The 15,033-nt window shown below is 69.2% G+C and carries 13 protein-coding genes; 1 reads left to right on the forward strand and 12 read right to left on the reverse strand.

Features of this window, described 5'->3' with window-relative positions; all coding sequences use genetic code 11:
• Positions 1–70: 70 nt before the first annotated feature.
• From ABZ406_RS09890 to ABZ406_RS09945, 12 genes are all read right to left on the reverse strand, one after another.
• Positions 71–775 carry a cytidine deaminase gene (locus ABZ406_RS09890; protein WP_357758196.1) on the reverse strand — a complete coding sequence of 235 codons (705 nt, stop codon included), beginning with the start codon at positions 773–775 and terminating at the stop codon, positions 71–73.
• 136 nt (positions 776–911) lie between these two features.
• Entirely contained in the window at positions 912–2,192 is a 1,281-nt protein-coding gene (locus ABZ406_RS09895; protein ID WP_357758199.1) for an ABC transporter permease, read from the reverse strand.
• A 3-nt stretch (positions 2,193–2,195) separates the two neighbouring features.
• Entirely contained in the window at positions 2,196–3,569 is a 1,374-nt protein-coding gene (locus tag ABZ406_RS09900) for an ABC transporter permease (RefSeq protein WP_357758202.1), read from the reverse strand.
• Complete coding sequence (locus ABZ406_RS09905; protein WP_357758970.1) at positions 3,566–5,242, reverse strand: ABC transporter ATP-binding protein; 1,677 nt, start codon at positions 5,240–5,242, stop codon at positions 3,566–3,568. Before ABZ406_RS09905 ends, ABZ406_RS09900 begins: the two co-directional genes overlap by 4 nt.
• A 190-nt stretch (positions 5,243–5,432) precedes the next feature.
• Positions 5,433–6,500, reverse strand: a complete 1,068-nt coding sequence (locus tag ABZ406_RS09910; protein WP_357758973.1) for a BMP family ABC transporter substrate-binding protein — start codon at positions 6,498–6,500, stop codon at positions 5,433–5,435.
• 276 nt (positions 6,501–6,776) lie between these two features.
• Positions 6,777–7,118 (reverse strand): hypothetical protein, encoded by a 342-nt coding sequence (locus tag ABZ406_RS09915; protein WP_091397247.1) that lies wholly within the window; start codon positions 7,116–7,118, stop codon positions 6,777–6,779.
• A gap of 69 nt (positions 7,119–7,187) precedes the next feature.
• Entirely contained in the window at positions 7,188–8,558 is a 1,371-nt protein-coding gene (locus ABZ406_RS09920; protein ID WP_357758205.1) for a hypothetical protein, read from the reverse strand.
• A gap of 4 nt (positions 8,559–8,562) precedes the next feature.
• The gene (locus tag ABZ406_RS09925) at positions 8,563–8,973 is read right to left on the reverse strand and encodes a hypothetical protein (protein ID WP_357758208.1); all 411 of its coding nucleotides are present in this window, start codon (positions 8,971–8,973) and stop codon (positions 8,563–8,565) included.
• Positions 8,970–9,692, reverse strand: a complete 723-nt coding sequence (locus tag ABZ406_RS09930) for a glycosyltransferase family 2 protein (RefSeq protein WP_357758210.1) — start codon at positions 9,690–9,692, stop codon at positions 8,970–8,972. The genes ABZ406_RS09925 and ABZ406_RS09930 overlap by 4 nt, the downstream gene beginning before the upstream one ends.
• A 168-nt stretch (positions 9,693–9,860) precedes the next feature.
• Positions 9,861–10,766: an ABC transporter permease subunit gene (locus ABZ406_RS09935; protein ID WP_357758213.1), complete on the reverse strand. Its 906-nt coding sequence runs from the start codon at positions 10,764–10,766 to the stop codon at positions 9,861–9,863.
• 108 nt (positions 10,767–10,874) lie between these two features.
• Positions 10,875–12,518 (reverse strand): ABC transporter permease subunit, encoded by a 1,644-nt coding sequence (locus ABZ406_RS09940; protein WP_357758216.1) that lies wholly within the window; start codon positions 12,516–12,518, stop codon positions 10,875–10,877.
• Positions 12,518–13,765 (reverse strand): maltose ABC transporter substrate-binding protein, encoded by a 1,248-nt coding sequence (locus tag ABZ406_RS09945; RefSeq protein ID WP_357758219.1) that lies wholly within the window; start codon positions 13,763–13,765, stop codon positions 12,518–12,520. The genes ABZ406_RS09940 and ABZ406_RS09945 overlap by 1 nt, the downstream gene beginning before the upstream one ends.
• A gap of 199 nt (positions 13,766–13,964) precedes the next feature.
• Between ABZ406_RS09945 and ABZ406_RS09950 the strand changes: the two genes are divergently transcribed.
• Positions 13,965–15,011 (forward strand): LacI family DNA-binding transcriptional regulator, encoded by a 1,047-nt coding sequence (locus ABZ406_RS09950; protein ID WP_357758222.1) that lies wholly within the window; start codon positions 13,965–13,967, stop codon positions 15,009–15,011.
• Positions 15,012–15,033: the final 22 nt, after the last annotated feature.

Here is a 15,033-nt window from a genome sequence, read left to right on the forward strand (position 1 = left end):
GACCGTGCCCGGCGGAGGGATCAAGCCTGACCGCCCGGAGCCGGGCACGGTCGGCCCAATCCCCAAAAGCTCAACTCCAGCGAACCGGGATCTCCAAAGGCGGCTCACCCTCACCGGCCCAGAAGATGGTGCCGGTGGCGTCGACCACCACCACCCGGGGCGATCGGGCCAGGCCCCAGGTGATCGCCTCGGCCGGGTCGTCCCAGCTCGGCGCCTCCTCCAGCACCCCGGTCTCGGCGCCGGCGTCGTCGCCGGCCGACCGCTCCCAGTACGCCGTCCAGACCTGCTGACCAGCGGACATGTCCGGGTGCACGAAGACGGTGCCGCGCCCCCGCCAGGCCGCGAGCCGCTCCGGGACCACCGGCACCGGCGTCTCCCCGGTGACCGCCTCCAGATCCTCCACGCCGAAGGCGTGCGGCAGCAGCTCGGCCATCCGCAGAGGCCCGGTCTTGCTCTCGATCAGGCACTCCGGCCCGCCGTGCTCCCAGAGCAGCTGCCGGCAGCGACCGCACGGCATCAACGGCTCACCGGTGGCGTCGACGCAGGAGAGCGCGACCAGCCGACCGCCACCGGTGGCGTGCAGGCTGGACACCACCCCGCACTCGGCGCAGAGCGTCACCCCGTACGCGGCGTTCTCCACGTTGCAGCCGACCACCACGCGGCCGTCGTCGACAAGCGCGGCAGCGCCGACCGGGAACGTCGAGTACGGCGCGTACGCGTGCCGCATCGCCTCGGTGGCGGCGGCGCGCAACTGCGCCCAGTCAATGTCGCTCATGCCATCATTCTGCCGAAGTAGCCCAGGTCAGAAGCGGGCAGGGCGGTGAACCACGCCCGCCCTGTCGATCAAGAGGTTTGCGTCACGAACAACGCCCATCCTGACCGAAACCTCTTGATCAACGGAGTGGTGGGGGTCAGCCCTTGATGTACGGCTTGCCGTCGGCGGCCGGTGCCCGGACCCGGCCGACCAGCCCGGCCACCGCCAGGATGGTCGCCAGGTAGGGCAGCATGGCCAGGAACTGGCTCGGGATCGAGCTGCTGATCGCGCCCAGGTAGGTGGCGAGCTGGTCGGCGAAACCGAAGAAGAGCGCGGCGAGCAGCGCACCGGTCGGGTTCCACCGGCCGAAGATCAGTGCGGCCAGGGCGATGAAGCCCTTGCCGCCGATCATGTTCTTGGTGAACGAGTAGAGCGCCAGCGTGTAGGACGCCCCGCCGATGCCGGCGACCACTCCGGCCAGCAGCACGTTGCGGTAGCGGACCCGCAGCACCTTGACGCCGAGCGTGTCGGCGGCGATCGGGTGCTCACCTACCGAGCGGGTCCGCAGCCCCCACCGGGTACGGAACAACCCGATGTGGATCACGAGCACCAGGAGCAGCCCGAGGTAGAGGAAGATGTTGCCCCGGAACAACGCCGGCCCGAGCACCGGGATGTCCTTCAGCAGCGGGATCTCCCAGTTGCTGAAGCGGGGCGCGCTGTTGTACTTCGCCGCGTCGGTCTGCATCAGCCGCTCGTAGAGGAAGCCGGTGACGCCGACCGCCAGCAGGTTCAGCACGATCCCCATGACGACCTGGTCGACCAGGTACCGGATCGCGAAGACGGCGAGCAGCAGCGAGATGAACGCGCCGCCGATCGCGGCGGCGACCAGGCCCACCCAGACGCTGCCGGAGATGCTGCCGAACAGCGCACCGCTGAACGCGCCCATCAGCAACTGGCCCTCGATGGCCACGTTGACCACGCCGGAGCGTTCGCAGAGCACACCGGCGAGCGCGCCGAAGATAAGCGGCAGGGCCAGGATGAACGTGCCCCGGATGATGTTGACCAGCGGCATGAAGTTCTGCCCGGCCGGCGCGGCGGAGACCTGCCAGCAGAGGAACGACAGCACGAAGCCGACGAGCCCGACGCCGAGCACGGGAAGGAACCACCGCTTCGGCACCCCGGCAAGCAGGGCCGCGCCGGCGGCGATCGTGATGATCCCGAACAGGATCGCCCCGATCGTGCCGTTGATCTCCAGCGCGGCACCGGCCGCGTCGTCGCTGAGCGTGAACCGGGCCTGCTGGTCGGTGGCGAGCGCGCCGAAGAGCACAGCGGACAGCAGGCCGAGCCCCAGCAACGTGAGGCCGACCTTGCGGCTGCGGGTCCAGAAGCCCTCGTCGACAGGGGCGACGGCGATGTCGGGGACAGCCATGGTGGACATCGGTTACCAGCCCTTCGCCAGGCTTGTCTGCAACCGGGCGGCACGTGCGGCCCGGAGCTGGAAGATCGCCTTCACCAGGGCCGGTGCGGCGATGAAGATGACGATCAACGCCTGGAGCACTGTCACCAGCTCCAGCGAGATCCCGGAGTACGACTGCATCCGGTTACCACCGGCCTGCAGCGCCCCGAACAGCAGCGCGGCGAGCAGCACCCCCCAGGGCTTCACCCGCCCCAGCAGCGCGACCAGGATGCCGTCGAAGCCGATCTGCGCGACCACCAGCGGGGTCAACGCGCTGGCGGTGGAGCCGAGCACCATGTTCGAGCCGCCGAGGCCGGCCAGGATGCCGGCGAAGACCATGATCAGGATGTACGTCCGGGTGACGCTGATGCCGGCGGTCCGGGCGGCGTCCGGGTTGGCGCCGACCGCGCGCAGCTCGAAGCCGAGCGTCGAGCGGTTGAGCAGCCAGGCGACCGCCCAGGTGGCCACCACGGCGAGCAGGATGCCGGCGTGCACCCGCAGGTTGTCACCGAGCAGGCGGGGCAGTTGGGCGGAGCTGTCCACCGACCTGCTGATCGCGTCCGTACGGGTCGGGTCCTGCACGCCGTTCTGCACGATCAGCCAGGTCAGGAAGTACGTGGCGACGTAGTTGAGCATGATCGTGTTGATCACCTCGTGCGCGCCGGCACGGGCCTTGAGGATGCCGGGGATGAAGCCCCAGATCGCTCCGCCCAGGGCGCCGGCCAGCACCGCGACCAGCAGGTGCAGACCGGGTGGCAGCGGCAGCAGGAAGCCGGCCAGCGCCGCCATGATCACACCGATGGTGGCCTGGCCCTGGGCGCCGATGTTGAACAGGCCGCCCCGGAAGGCGAGCGCCACCGACAGACCGGTGAAGACGAGCGGCGCCGCGTAGGTCAGCGTCTCCGAGATCGGCGCGAGCACTGCCTGCCAGCCGTTGGCGCCGTCCAACCAGCCGGTGAACGCCTCCGGGTCGAAGACCGAACCCTTGAACAGGTTCGCGTACGCCTCACTGACGAGCGTCCAACTGGAGTTGATCGCGTCAGACGGGCGGGAGGTGATGTACGAGTAGGTGGAGAGCACCTGCGGATCAGAAATGATCATCAGCACCGCGCCGACAACGATCGCCAGCACCAGCGACAGCAGGGTCACCGTGAAGGTGTTCGCCGCCCAGAGGTTGTCCAGGAACAACCGGCCCAGGCTCGGCTTCGGCTCCGGGTCCGGGTCCGGCTTCGGGACCGAACGGTCCGGCTCCGTCGCCACCTCGGCCCGTTCGGTGTTGCCGAGCGCGTTCTGCGCGGCCTGCGCCTCGCTCGCCGGCTCCTTGTCCGGGGAGCCGGACTGCGGACTGGTGTTGGTCATGCCTTGTCCTCGCTCGCGGAGCCCGCGTCGCGCGCCGGGCTCCCGTCTGCCGCGCCGGGCTTGTCGGTGGCGGGTGCCGCGCCGGGCTTCTCGGCGGTGGTGGCCGCGTCGGGCTTCTCGGCGGCGGGTGCCGCGTCGGGCTTCTCGGCGACGGCGTCGTGGGCCTCGTCCGGGCTGATGCCGGCCATCAGCAGACCTATCTCCTCACGCGGGGTGTCCGGGCCGACGATGCCGATGATCCGACCGCGGTACATGACAGCGATCCGGTCGGCCAGCCCGATCACCTCGTCGAGTTCGCTGGAGACCACCATGACGGCGGTGCCGATGTCCCGTTCGCGAATGATCTGACTGTGGATGAACTCGATCGACCCGACGTCGACACCACGGGTCGGCTGGGCGGCGATGAGGAGCTTCAGCGGCCGGGACAGCTCCCGGGCCACGATCACCTTCTGCTGGTTGCCGCCGGAGAGAGTGCCCACCGCCGCGTCGGCCGATGAGGTACGGACGTCGAACTGCTCGATCCGCTCCTTCGCCGAGGCGGCGATGGCGTCCGGCTTCAGCGCGAGCCCGGCACCGAACGGCGGCCGGTCGTAGATGTCCAGCACGAGGTTCTCCGCGACGCTGAACTCCTTGACCAGGCCGTCCACGCTGCGGTCCTCGGGCACGTAGCCGACGCCCGCCCGGAGGACCTTCTTGGGCTTCCAGCCGTCGATTCGGTCGCCGGCCAGGCTGATCGTGCCGGCCAGCACCGGGCGCAGGCCCATGACCGCCTCGATCAGCTCGGTCTGACCGTTGCCCTGTACGCCCGCCACGCCGAGCACCTCGCCCGCGCGGACGGTCAGGTCCACGCCGTCGACAGCGCGGATCTGCCGGTCGTCGTCGACGACGAGCCCAGCCACCTCCAACACCGGTTCGCCCGGTGTGGCCGGGGACTTGTCCACTGTGAGCCGGACGTTGCGCCCGACCATCAACGCGGCCAGCTCGTCCCGGCTGGCCTCCGGGGAGGCGGTGCCGACGGTTTTTCCGCGTCGGATCACGGTGATCCGGTCGGCGATGGCTTTGACCTCGCCGAGCTTGTGGGTGATGAAGACGATCGACTTGCCGGCCGCCTTGAGCGACCGCATGACGGTCAGCAGTTCCTCGGTCTCCTGGGGCGTGAGCACGGCGGTCGGCTCGTCCAGGATGAGCAGGTCGACGTCGCGGGTGAGCGCCTTGACGATTTCGACGCGTTGCTGGATGCCGACCGGCAGGTCCTCGATCACCGCGTCCGGGTCGACCCGCAGGTTGTAGCGCTCGGACACCTCGGTGACCTCGCGCCGGGCCCGCCGCCGGTCCAGGAAGCCAGCGATGCCGCCCCGGACCTGCTCGGCGCCGAGCATGATGTTTTCGGCGACGGTGAAGACCGGCACCAGCATGAAGTGCTGGTGCACCATGCCGATCCCGGCCCCGATCGCGTCGGAAGGGCCCTTCAGCTTCAGCGGCTTGCCGTCGACGAGAATCTCGCCCTCGTCGGGCTGGTAGAGCCCGTAGAGCACGTTCATCAGGGTCGACTTGCCGGCGCCGTTCTCGCCGAGGAGGGCGTGAATCTCTCCAGGCTCCACCGTCAGGTCGATGTGATCGTTGGCGACCAGATCACCGAACCGCTTGGTGATGCCGCGCAGTTCGAGTCTCAGCGCAACCTCCTGGAGTGCGAGCGATGGTGCAGCCTAGCTGCCGTGGAACCGGCCGGACCGGGCCGGCCGCCGTGGTGCGCGATCGGCCGCTCCAACCCCGCGGGTGACCCGCGGAGCCGGAGCGGCCGATCGGTCGAACCTGTCCCCCGCCGATCCTCCCGATGATCTCACCGGAGGGGCCGGCCGGTTGTCACTTGGTCGGCTGGGCCTTCGAGGTGACGGTGATGGTGCCAGCGGCGATGTCCGCCTTGATCTTGTCGACCTCGGCCTTCAGCTCGGCCGGAACCTTGCTGTCGAAGTCGTGGTACGGGGCGATCGAGACACCGTTGTTGGCCAGGGTGCCGACGAAGCCCGGGTTGGCCGGCAGCTTGTCACCGGCGGCGGCCTTGACCACCGCCTCCTTGACGGCTTCCGGGATGTTCTTGACGACCGTGGTGATGATCGCCGAGCAGTCCGGGGTGCTCTGGCAGCCGTCGACGTCCACCCAGATGGTGCTGTACTTGCCACCCGAGGCCTTGGCCGCGGCGGTGGTGCCGAGGCCGGAGCCGCCGGCGACCGGCATGATGACGTCCGCACCCTGGGCGACCAGCGCGTCGGAGACCTTCTTGCCCTCGTCCTGCTTGGCGAAGTCGTTGGTGAAGGAACCCTTCTGGGTCTCCTTGTTCCAACCCAGCGCCTGGACGTTCTTCTTCTTGGTGGTGTTGAAGTACTTCACACCGTCGACGAAGCCGTCCATGAAGATGGTGACCGGCGGGATCGGCAGACCACCGTAGGTGCCCACCTTGCCGGTCTTGCTCATCCCCGCGGCCAGGTAACCGGCCTGGAACGCCGCCTGGGCGGTGTCGAACTGCATCGGGTAGACGTTCGCGTCACCAGGGTTCGCGTCGACGATGCCGAACTCCTGGTTCGGGTTCGCCTTGGCGATCTTCGAGGTGGCGTTGGCCATCAGGCCGCCGACCGCCAGGATGAAGTCGCACTTCTGGTTGACGTACTGCGTCAGGTTCGGCTCGTAGTCGGCCTCGGCCTTCGACGCGACGAACTTGATGTCGATGTTGTCGTTGGCAGCCTTGGCGTCCTTCAGACCCTGCCAGGCCGAGGTGTTGAACGACTTGTCGTCGATGCCGCCGACGTCGGTCACCATGCAGGCGCTGAACTTCTTGGCGCCACTGCCGGCGTTGTTGTCATCCTTGGGGGCCTCGCCACAAGCGGCGGCGGTGAGCGCGAGCCCACCCACCGCGAAGATCGAGGCGATCCGCATCCCACGCACCGAACGCAAGACGTCTCCTTCCCATTGCACACCGCGCCTAATGCGGTGGCAGCCCATCAGCCGACCTGCGGTATGCCGCCGGCTGTCCCACGTTACGGACGGGAGCGTACGCCCGCGCCCACCCACCGGCCGACAATCGTGCACGACTGTTGAGCGCCTGTTACCCGGGTGTAACCCTTGCGTGGGGCACGTCACTCTTCGTGCTGGTAAGCGAGCGTCGCAGTGTCCGCAACGTCCGTTTTCTGGAGGCGTTTTCCTCCTCGGACGTTACCGCCAAAAGACCGCCACCGCCGCGTTGACCAGGGTCAGACCGACAATCGCGAGGAAATGACCGCGGTTGACCACGTCCCGCTTACGGGAGAAGAAGACCATGACGAAGATCAGCAGCGCGATCACCAGCTTCGTCACAAGTTTCGCCGGCGCCGGCTCGTCGCCGTCGCGCAGCGGCGCGGACAGGCCCAGCCCGGTCAGCAGTTGGATCACCGCGCCCCACAGCATGGCCGGGTTGATCCGCAGCCGGCCGCTGGCGTACTGGGCGATCGAGCCACCGAGCAGCAGGGCGAACCCGATCAGATGGACGTAGAGAAGGATGAGTCTGAGAGCTTCCACGGTCGCCATACTTCCCTATGAACGACGGATCGTAGTAGTGGGAACCGCCGACGGGCGCGGATCAGTCGCTCAACCGTTCGTGGTCGGGGTGGCACCCGACAGGGCCGGCTCGCGGGGCTGGTCGAGCATCTGCCCCGACTCCGCCCGACCGTCACCGCCGAACGCGACGGCCACCCAGCCGGCGAGGCTCACCGCGGACAGGAGCGTCACCGGCAACGTCACCCGTTGCACCGAGGTCTCCAACCACCACTCGATGTCGTTCGGGCCGGAGACGTAGGTCCCGATCAGAACAGCCAGGTAGTAGCCGTTGGCCGCCCACACCCAGCCGTCCGCCGCCAACCCGGTGGCCTGCCGGTGCCCACGTAGGAACAGGGCGCCGAGCAGCGCCACCACCGCGGCACCCACCACCAGGGGCCCCACCACGTCCCACAACGCCGCGACGGTGAAGTCGAACCGATCCACCGCCGGCACACCCGGGTCGACCGAGCTGCCGTTCGTGATGTCCGACTGGGCGTGCAGCAGGCGGGCCAGCACCGCCCAGGCACCGCCGATCAGCACCGGCAGCCAGACCAGTGCGGCTCGCCGCAGGTCGGCGCGGGCCCGCACCGTGACAAGTAACGCGAGGCCTACGGCGGCGATCAGCCCCTCGTTCTTGCTGAGCGTCGCAACCGTCAGCAGCAACAGCGGCAACAGGGGCCGGCGCAGCGGATCCGGACCGAGCAGCAGGGCCACCGCCGCGCCGACGAAGGCGGCAGACCAGAGCGCGTCGGCGAGCCCACCGGTCACCCCGTACGTGACGCCCGACCAGGTCGCCAGGCCCAGCGCGATGGCCAGCGCCCAGGCCACCCGCGCGGACACCCGACTCAGGGCCCGCCGGACCAGGTAGACGAGTATCGCGACAGCGGAGACGGTGACGAGCGTGCTGACGAGTTGGGCGGTCCGGAAGTCCGGCTCGACGACGCTCCACACGGCGGCGACGGGCGCCGACGCCAGTGGTGGGTAGTCAGTGTGCGAGAAGACGAAGGCGGGGCTGCCGATCGCCGCCCGCGCGTACTCGCCCCCGTTGGCGAAGTAACCGGCGTGCAGCCACCAGATGGAGTGCGCGTCCCACCGGGAGGCGGGCTCGAAGATCATGAGGGACGGCGGGAGCAGCGGTAGCGCGATCAGCAGCGCGTGCGACCAGCCGCCGTACGGCACCGGCTCGCCGGGGCGGCGCAACAGCCACCAGGCGCAGGCTGCCCCGGCGGCCAGCACCAGGACGATCCAGAGCAGCAGCGGGCCGCCGACGACAAGCATCAGGACCACCGCGACAGTGCTCAGCAGCGCCGCCATGAGGGGCGCGAGGAGCAGGGCGAGGAAGGGACTCCGCAGTATCGCGAAGGACAGCGGGAAACCGGCGACGACGAGGGCGAGTACGGCGAGGATCGCGGAGACATCCATGTCGTCAGGCGACCTTTCGTACGACAAGCCGCATGCCGACACCGTCGGGCCGTTTCCGCTGCACCGAGGCGACGCCCACGGAGTAGTCCTGCGACGGTCCCTGGACGACCACACAGCCGTGCAGCGCGGCGAACTCACTCAGCCGCTGCTGCCACAGGTCCTTGTTGGTCCGGGTCGGGATGAGCGAGACCCGGCTGCCGGTCGGCACCTGCTCGGCGAACTGGCGCCACAGCGTCTCCACGTCCACATGGCGTTGGAGTGCGTGCAGGTCGTGATCCCGATTGCTCATCAGGGCAACGCCCTGGCCGGTGGCCTGCACGGCGCCCTGAACGGCCAGGAGCAGGCAGCCCACCCCGACCAGCGCGACGACGACCCGGGCGACAAGGGTCGGGTCCCGGCGCTTCGTCATGGTCATCGGTCAGCGAGCGTCTTGGCGGGGGCGACGGCGGGACGACGCCGGGCTCGTTCCCGGCCCAGGATCCACAACGCCTCCACCCCGTCCCGCCAGGTGATCTTCTTGCCCTCGGCCCGGCCCCGCGCCCGGTAGGCGATCGGCACGTCGTAGGGGCGGATCCGCCTCCGCAGCAGCTTGCCTGTCACCTCGGCCTCCATGCCGAACCCACGGGACCTGATGCCCAGCGATCGGTACAACTCCACGGGCATCAGTTTGAAGCACGTCTCCAGGTCGCCGATGTAGGAGTTGAACAACACGTTCGCCGCGGTGGTGACCCCCCGGTTTCCGACCACGTACCAGAAGCTGTAGGCGCTGTGGCTGCCGAAGGTGCGGTTGCCGTAGACGACAGTCGCGTGCCCCTCCAGGACCGGTGCCAGCAGCTTCGGAATGTCCTGCGGGTCGTACTCCAGGTCGGCGTCCAGGATCACCATGTACTCGCCCCGGGCGCTGTCCACCGCCGTCCTGATCGCCGCGCCCTTGCCGGCGTTGCGCTCGTGCGTCACGACCCGCAACCGACTGTCGTCCATCCCGGCGAGGATCGCGGCGGTCCCGTCCGTACTGCCGTCGTTCACCACCACGATCTCGATCTCACACGGGTACGGCACCGCGAGGGCCTGCTTGAGGGCCTCCGCGACGCGTTCCGCTTCGTTGTAGACCGGCATCAAGATCGACAGTTGCACGAAAGTCTCCCCGGGAACAGCACCGGACGGCGGATGAAGGGCGGCCGACCGCCAGCGGCTAGTGAAGCAGGCGTGCCGCGCGTTCGCTGACCCGCTCTCGCGGAACAGCGTCGACGCGACGCCGAAGCACCCTACCGCGCACCGTCGAACATCGACCGCCCCCGGGTCTCAACCCTTCACGGCGCCCGAGGTCAACCCGGACACGATGTACCGCTGGAGGAACTGGAAGACCAGCACCGTCGGGATCGCCGTCAACAACGTGCCGGCCGCGAAGATGCCGAAGTTGTTGTTGCGCTCGTTGCCCTCCAACAGGCCGTACATCCCCACCGCCAGGGTCTTGGAGTCGGTGCTGGTGAGGAAGACGTTCGCCATCAGGAACTCGTTGATGGTCCCGATGAAGGCCAGAAGCCCGGCGACGGCCAGGATCGGCGCCACCAGCGGCAGCATGATCCGGAAGAACACCTGGGCGTGCGAGGCGCCGTCCATGGTCGCCGACTCGTCCAACTCCCGGGGCAGTGTGTCGAAGAAACCCTTCATCAACCAGGTGTTCACCCCGAGCGCACCACCCAGGTAGAGCAGCAGCAGACCCCAGGGCGTGTTGAAGCCGATCGACGGCCACAGGTCGGTGATCGTGCCGAAGATCAGGTAGATCGCCACGATCGCCAGGAACTGCGGGAACATCTGGATCAGGAGCAGCGAGAGCAGCCCCACCCGGCGGCCGCGGAACCGCATCCGGGAGAAGGCGTACGCGGCGAGCGCCGAGAGGAACACCGACGCGAACGACGCCACCCCGGCGATCAGCAGCGAGTTGAGGAACCATCGCCCGAAGTCGGTCCGCTCGAACAGCCCACCGAAGTTGCCGACCGACACCCCGCCGGTCGGCACCAACTCGGTGGTGTTCAACGTACCGAGCGGGTTCAGCGCGGCGGAGAGCACGAACACGATCGGGAACAGGCTGAACAGCACGCCGAGCAGGGCCACCAGGTGCCGCCAGCCGACCTGGGCGAACCAGCGGTTACGCCGCCGGCGGTCGCGGGCACCGGCGGGGCTCGCAAGCTCACTCCTCGCGCTCACACCAGCCACCTTTCGTTCGCGACTGCGGGGCTCGCAAGCTCACTCCTCGCGCTCACACCAGCCACCTTTCGTTCGCGACTGCGGGGCTCGCAAGCTCACTCCTCGCGCTCACGCGTACACCTCTTCCTGTTTGCGGGTCCGCCGGAAGCTGACGGCGGACACCACCGCGACGATGGCGAAGATGAACAGTGAGATCGCGGCGGCGAAACCGAACTGGGCGCCCTGCCCGCCGAAGGCCAGCCGATAGGTGTACGTGATGAGCAGGTCGGTGGCGCCGTTGGCCGGGTTGTCGGCGGGGAAGGGCGCACCCTCGGTGGTCAGGTAGATCGCGTTGAAGTTGTTGAAGTTGAAGGCGAACGACGAGATCAGCAACGGGGACAGCGCGACCAGCAGCAGCGGCAGGGTGACGGCCCGGAAGGACTGCCAGGGCGAGGCCCCGTCGACGGAGGTCGCCTCGGTCAGCTCGCGCGGAATGGCCTGCAGGGCGCCGGTGGCGACCAGGAACATGTACGGGTAGCCGAGCCAGAGCTGCACCAGGATGACTGCGAAACGGGCGGTCCACGCCTGCCCGAACCAGTCCACATTGGTCCCCAACAGGTTGTTGATCAGCCCGAAGTCGGTGTTGAACATGTCCCGCCAGGCCAGCAGCATCGCGAACGAGGGCATGGCGTACGGGAGGACGAGCACCACCCGGTACAGGTTGGTGCCGCGCATCCGGGGCGAGTGCAGGGCCAGGGCGATCAGCATGCCGAGCAGGAACGTTCCGCCGGTGGAGCCGATGGCGAAGGCGAAGTTCCAGATGAGACTGCTCAGGAACGGGCCGGAGATGTTCTCGTCGGTGAGCACCCGGGTGAAGTTGGTCAGGCCGACGTTCACCTTCCAACCCTGGGCCAACCGCTCACCGTCGTCGGCGGCGAAGGCGCCCGCCTCGTCGTCGGCGGTCCAGGTCCGCCCGGTAGCGGTGTCCCGGACACAGTCGCAGCCAGCGTCGTAGGCCCGCACCGCCTTGCCCTCGTACGCGCGGGACAGACCGCTGGAGCGCAGCGCGCCCCCGGGCGTGGGCACCACCAGGTCGGTGATCTCCTTGCTGCGGGAGCTGGCCTGGCCGACGGTCAGCACCGTGTACCCGTCGGCGGCGGTGACCCGGCCACCGGTGGCGACAGTGACGTCGGCGGGGTCGAGTCGACGCAGCCCGTCGGTGTCGCCGACGGAGACCGTGCCGGTGCCCGGGTCGGTGACCAGGAAGACCAGCGCGCCCGTTGCCGGGTCGCCGGTCGTGGCGATCGACAGGGCGTACTCGGCGGACCCGGGCACCTGGGTGACCGATGAGGACTGGATGGCGACGACCGCGTCGTCCTTGCTGCCCCGGTGCCCGTCCCCGAAGTTGGTGAAGGCGGTGCTGGCGGTGTACAGCACCGGGAAGACCTGGAAGGCGATCAGGAACAGGGTGCCCGGGACCAGGTACTTGGCCGGGACGTGGCGACGGGTGAGGTACAGGTAGAAGAGCCCGGCGGTGGACGCCGCCAGCAGGGCCAGGCCGGCCCACATCCCGGCGGCGATGAGCGGGAACGCCGCCCAGACCGCGACACCGGCGGTCAGGCCGAGCAGGAGCACCTTGCCGGCGAGCCCGGTCACTGTGATCGCGGCGTCGTCGCGGGTGTGCGACGGACGCCGGCGCGCGGGGCGGGAGCCGGTGGGCTCCCGGCCCGGCGTCTGCGTGGCAGACCCCGGGCCGGACAGCGGCGTACTCATTACTTGATCTGGCCGGAGATGGTCTTGCCGGCCGCGGTGATGGTGCTGGTCGGGTCGGCCCCACCGATGACGGCGGCCTCGGCCTTGCCGAACGGGTCCCAGATCGCGGCCATCGCCGGGATGGCCGGGAGCACCTGCCCGTTCCGGCCCGCCTCCTGGAACTTGGCCAGGTCCGGGTCGGTGCCCTTGACCTGGTCGAGGGCGGCGGTCAGCGCCGGCGGCCGGGGCTCGGCGTTGTACAGCGCGACGGCCAGCTCGGGTGTGGTGGTGTAGTTGGCCACGAACTCCTGGGCCAACGCCTTGTTCTTGCCCTTGGCGGCGACGTAGAACGCCTGCACGCCCACGAACGGCTGGGCCTCCTTACCGCCGGCGAAGCCGGGGATCGCCGAGATGTCGTACGTGATGCCGGCCTTCTTGACGTCGGCCACGGCCCACGGTCCGGAGACCAGGTACGCGCACTTCTTGGCGGTGAAGGTGGCGATCGAGTTGGTGTCCGCGATGGAGCGCTTGAGCACCCCCGCGCCCTTCTCGCCGAGCGCGCCGATCTTCTTGAAGGCTTCGATGGACTCGGGCTTGCCGACGCCCAGGTCCTTCGGGTCGTAGTCCCCGTTGGCGCCGGTCCCGAAGAGGTATCCGCCGGCCGAGGTGTACAGCGGGTAGATGTGGTACGCGTCGCCGTTCTGGCCGACCTGGAGGCAGAGCGTCTCGGTGGCCTTCTTCGACGCCTTGAGCGTCCGACCGGTGGCGACGAGGTCCTCAATGGTCTTCGGCGCTTCCGGGGCCAGCGCGGTGTTGCGGATCAGCGCCAGGTTCTCCTGCGCGTACGGCACGCCGTAGAGCTGACCGTTGAAGGTGACCGCCTTGATGGCCGTCGCGTTGAACGCGCTCTTCTGCTCGGCCGCGAGCTGCACCGGGTCGATGGCGCCGTTCTGCACCAGGTTGCCGATCCAGTCGTGCGCGCCGACCACCACGTCCGGGCCGCTGCCCTGCTGGGACGCGGTGACGAAGTTGGTCTGCAGGTCCTTGCTGACGGCCTGGACCTCGACGCTGACGCCGTTCTCCTGGCCGAACTTCTCGGCGAACGGCTTGAGGGCGGCGGTCCGCTTGTCGTCCGCCCAGATCACCAGTTTGCCGCCGGCTGCCTTGGGGGTGTCCTTCGCGGCCGGCTCGTCGCTGTCGCCACCGCAGCCTGAGGCGGCGAGCGCCAGGGCGAAGAGGGCGACCACACCCGCGGTACGGATGCGCATCGGTACTCCTGTCGTCATGGCGGGTCCGCCGGGGGAAGGGCGGCCCGTCAGGGGAAACCTCTGGAAGTTCGTGCCAACCGGCGCATCGATGCCGCGCCGCTGCTGTCGCATGTTGCGGGGACGTTAGCAAGACGTTGCAAGTAATGGAAGGGCTTGCAGAGCACCCCGCAAGAAGTTGCCGGTGGGCTAAAGTGCCGCCATGCGCGCTCGACTGTCCGACATCGCCCAGCAGGCCGAAGTCAGCGAGGCCACGGTGTCGCGGGTGCTCAACGACCGCCCCGGCGTGGCCCCGGAGACCCGGCAGGCCGTCCTCACCGCCCTCGACGTGCTCGGGTACGAGCGCCCGGCCCGGCTGCGTAAGCGCAGCGCCGGGCTGGTCGGCCTGGTGGTGCCGGAGCTGGACAACCCGATCTTTCCCGCCTTCGCCCAGGTCATCGAGTCGACCCTGGCGCAGAGCGGGTTCACCCCGGTGCTCTGCACCCAGACCGCCGGCGGCGTGACCGAGGACGAGTATGTGGAGATGCTGCTGGACCGGCAGGTCTCCGGGATCGTCTTCGTCTCCGGCCTGCACGCCGACACCGCGGCCAATCACGATCGCTACCGGGCGCTGCTCGCCCGGCCGTTGCCGGTCGTGATGATCAACGGGTACGTGCCGAGCATCGGCGCGCCCTTCGTCTCCTGCGACGACCGGGAGGCGGCCGAGCTGGCAGTCGCCCACCTGGTCGCGCTCGGGCACCGGCGGATCGGCCTGATCACCGGCCCGGACCGGTTCGTCCCGGTGCGGCGCAAGGCAGCCGGCTGGCGCTCCGCGATGACCCGGCTGGCCGGCGTCGCCGAAGCCGACCTGGGCCCACTGGCCGAGCTGTCACTGTTCGGAGTGGAGGGTGGCGAGGCGGCAGCCGGCCGCCTACTGGACCGTGGCGTCACAGGCGTGGTCTGCGGCTCCGACCTGATGGCGCTCGGCGCGGTCCGGGCCGCCCGTCAACGCGGCCTCACAGTGCCCGACGACCTCTCGGTGGTCGGCTACGACGACTCCCCGCTGATGGCCTTCACCGACCCGCCACTGACCACGATGCGGCAGCCGGTCACCGCGATGGCGGTGGCCGCCGTCCGCGCCCTGGTGGACGAGATCAACGGGCACGGCGCCCCGCACTCGGAGTACCTGTTCCGCCCGGAGCTGGTGGTGCGCGGTTCCACAGCTGTCGCGCCGACTTCCGCGCGCCTTTCTTACGCAAGAACTGCTTGACTCTTGCAACAACCGGCCGGCA

The sequence above is a fragment of the Micromonospora sp. NPDC005710 genome (assembly GCF_040630995.1).
Classification (GTDB): Bacteria; Actinomycetota; Actinomycetes; order Mycobacteriales; family Micromonosporaceae; genus Micromonospora.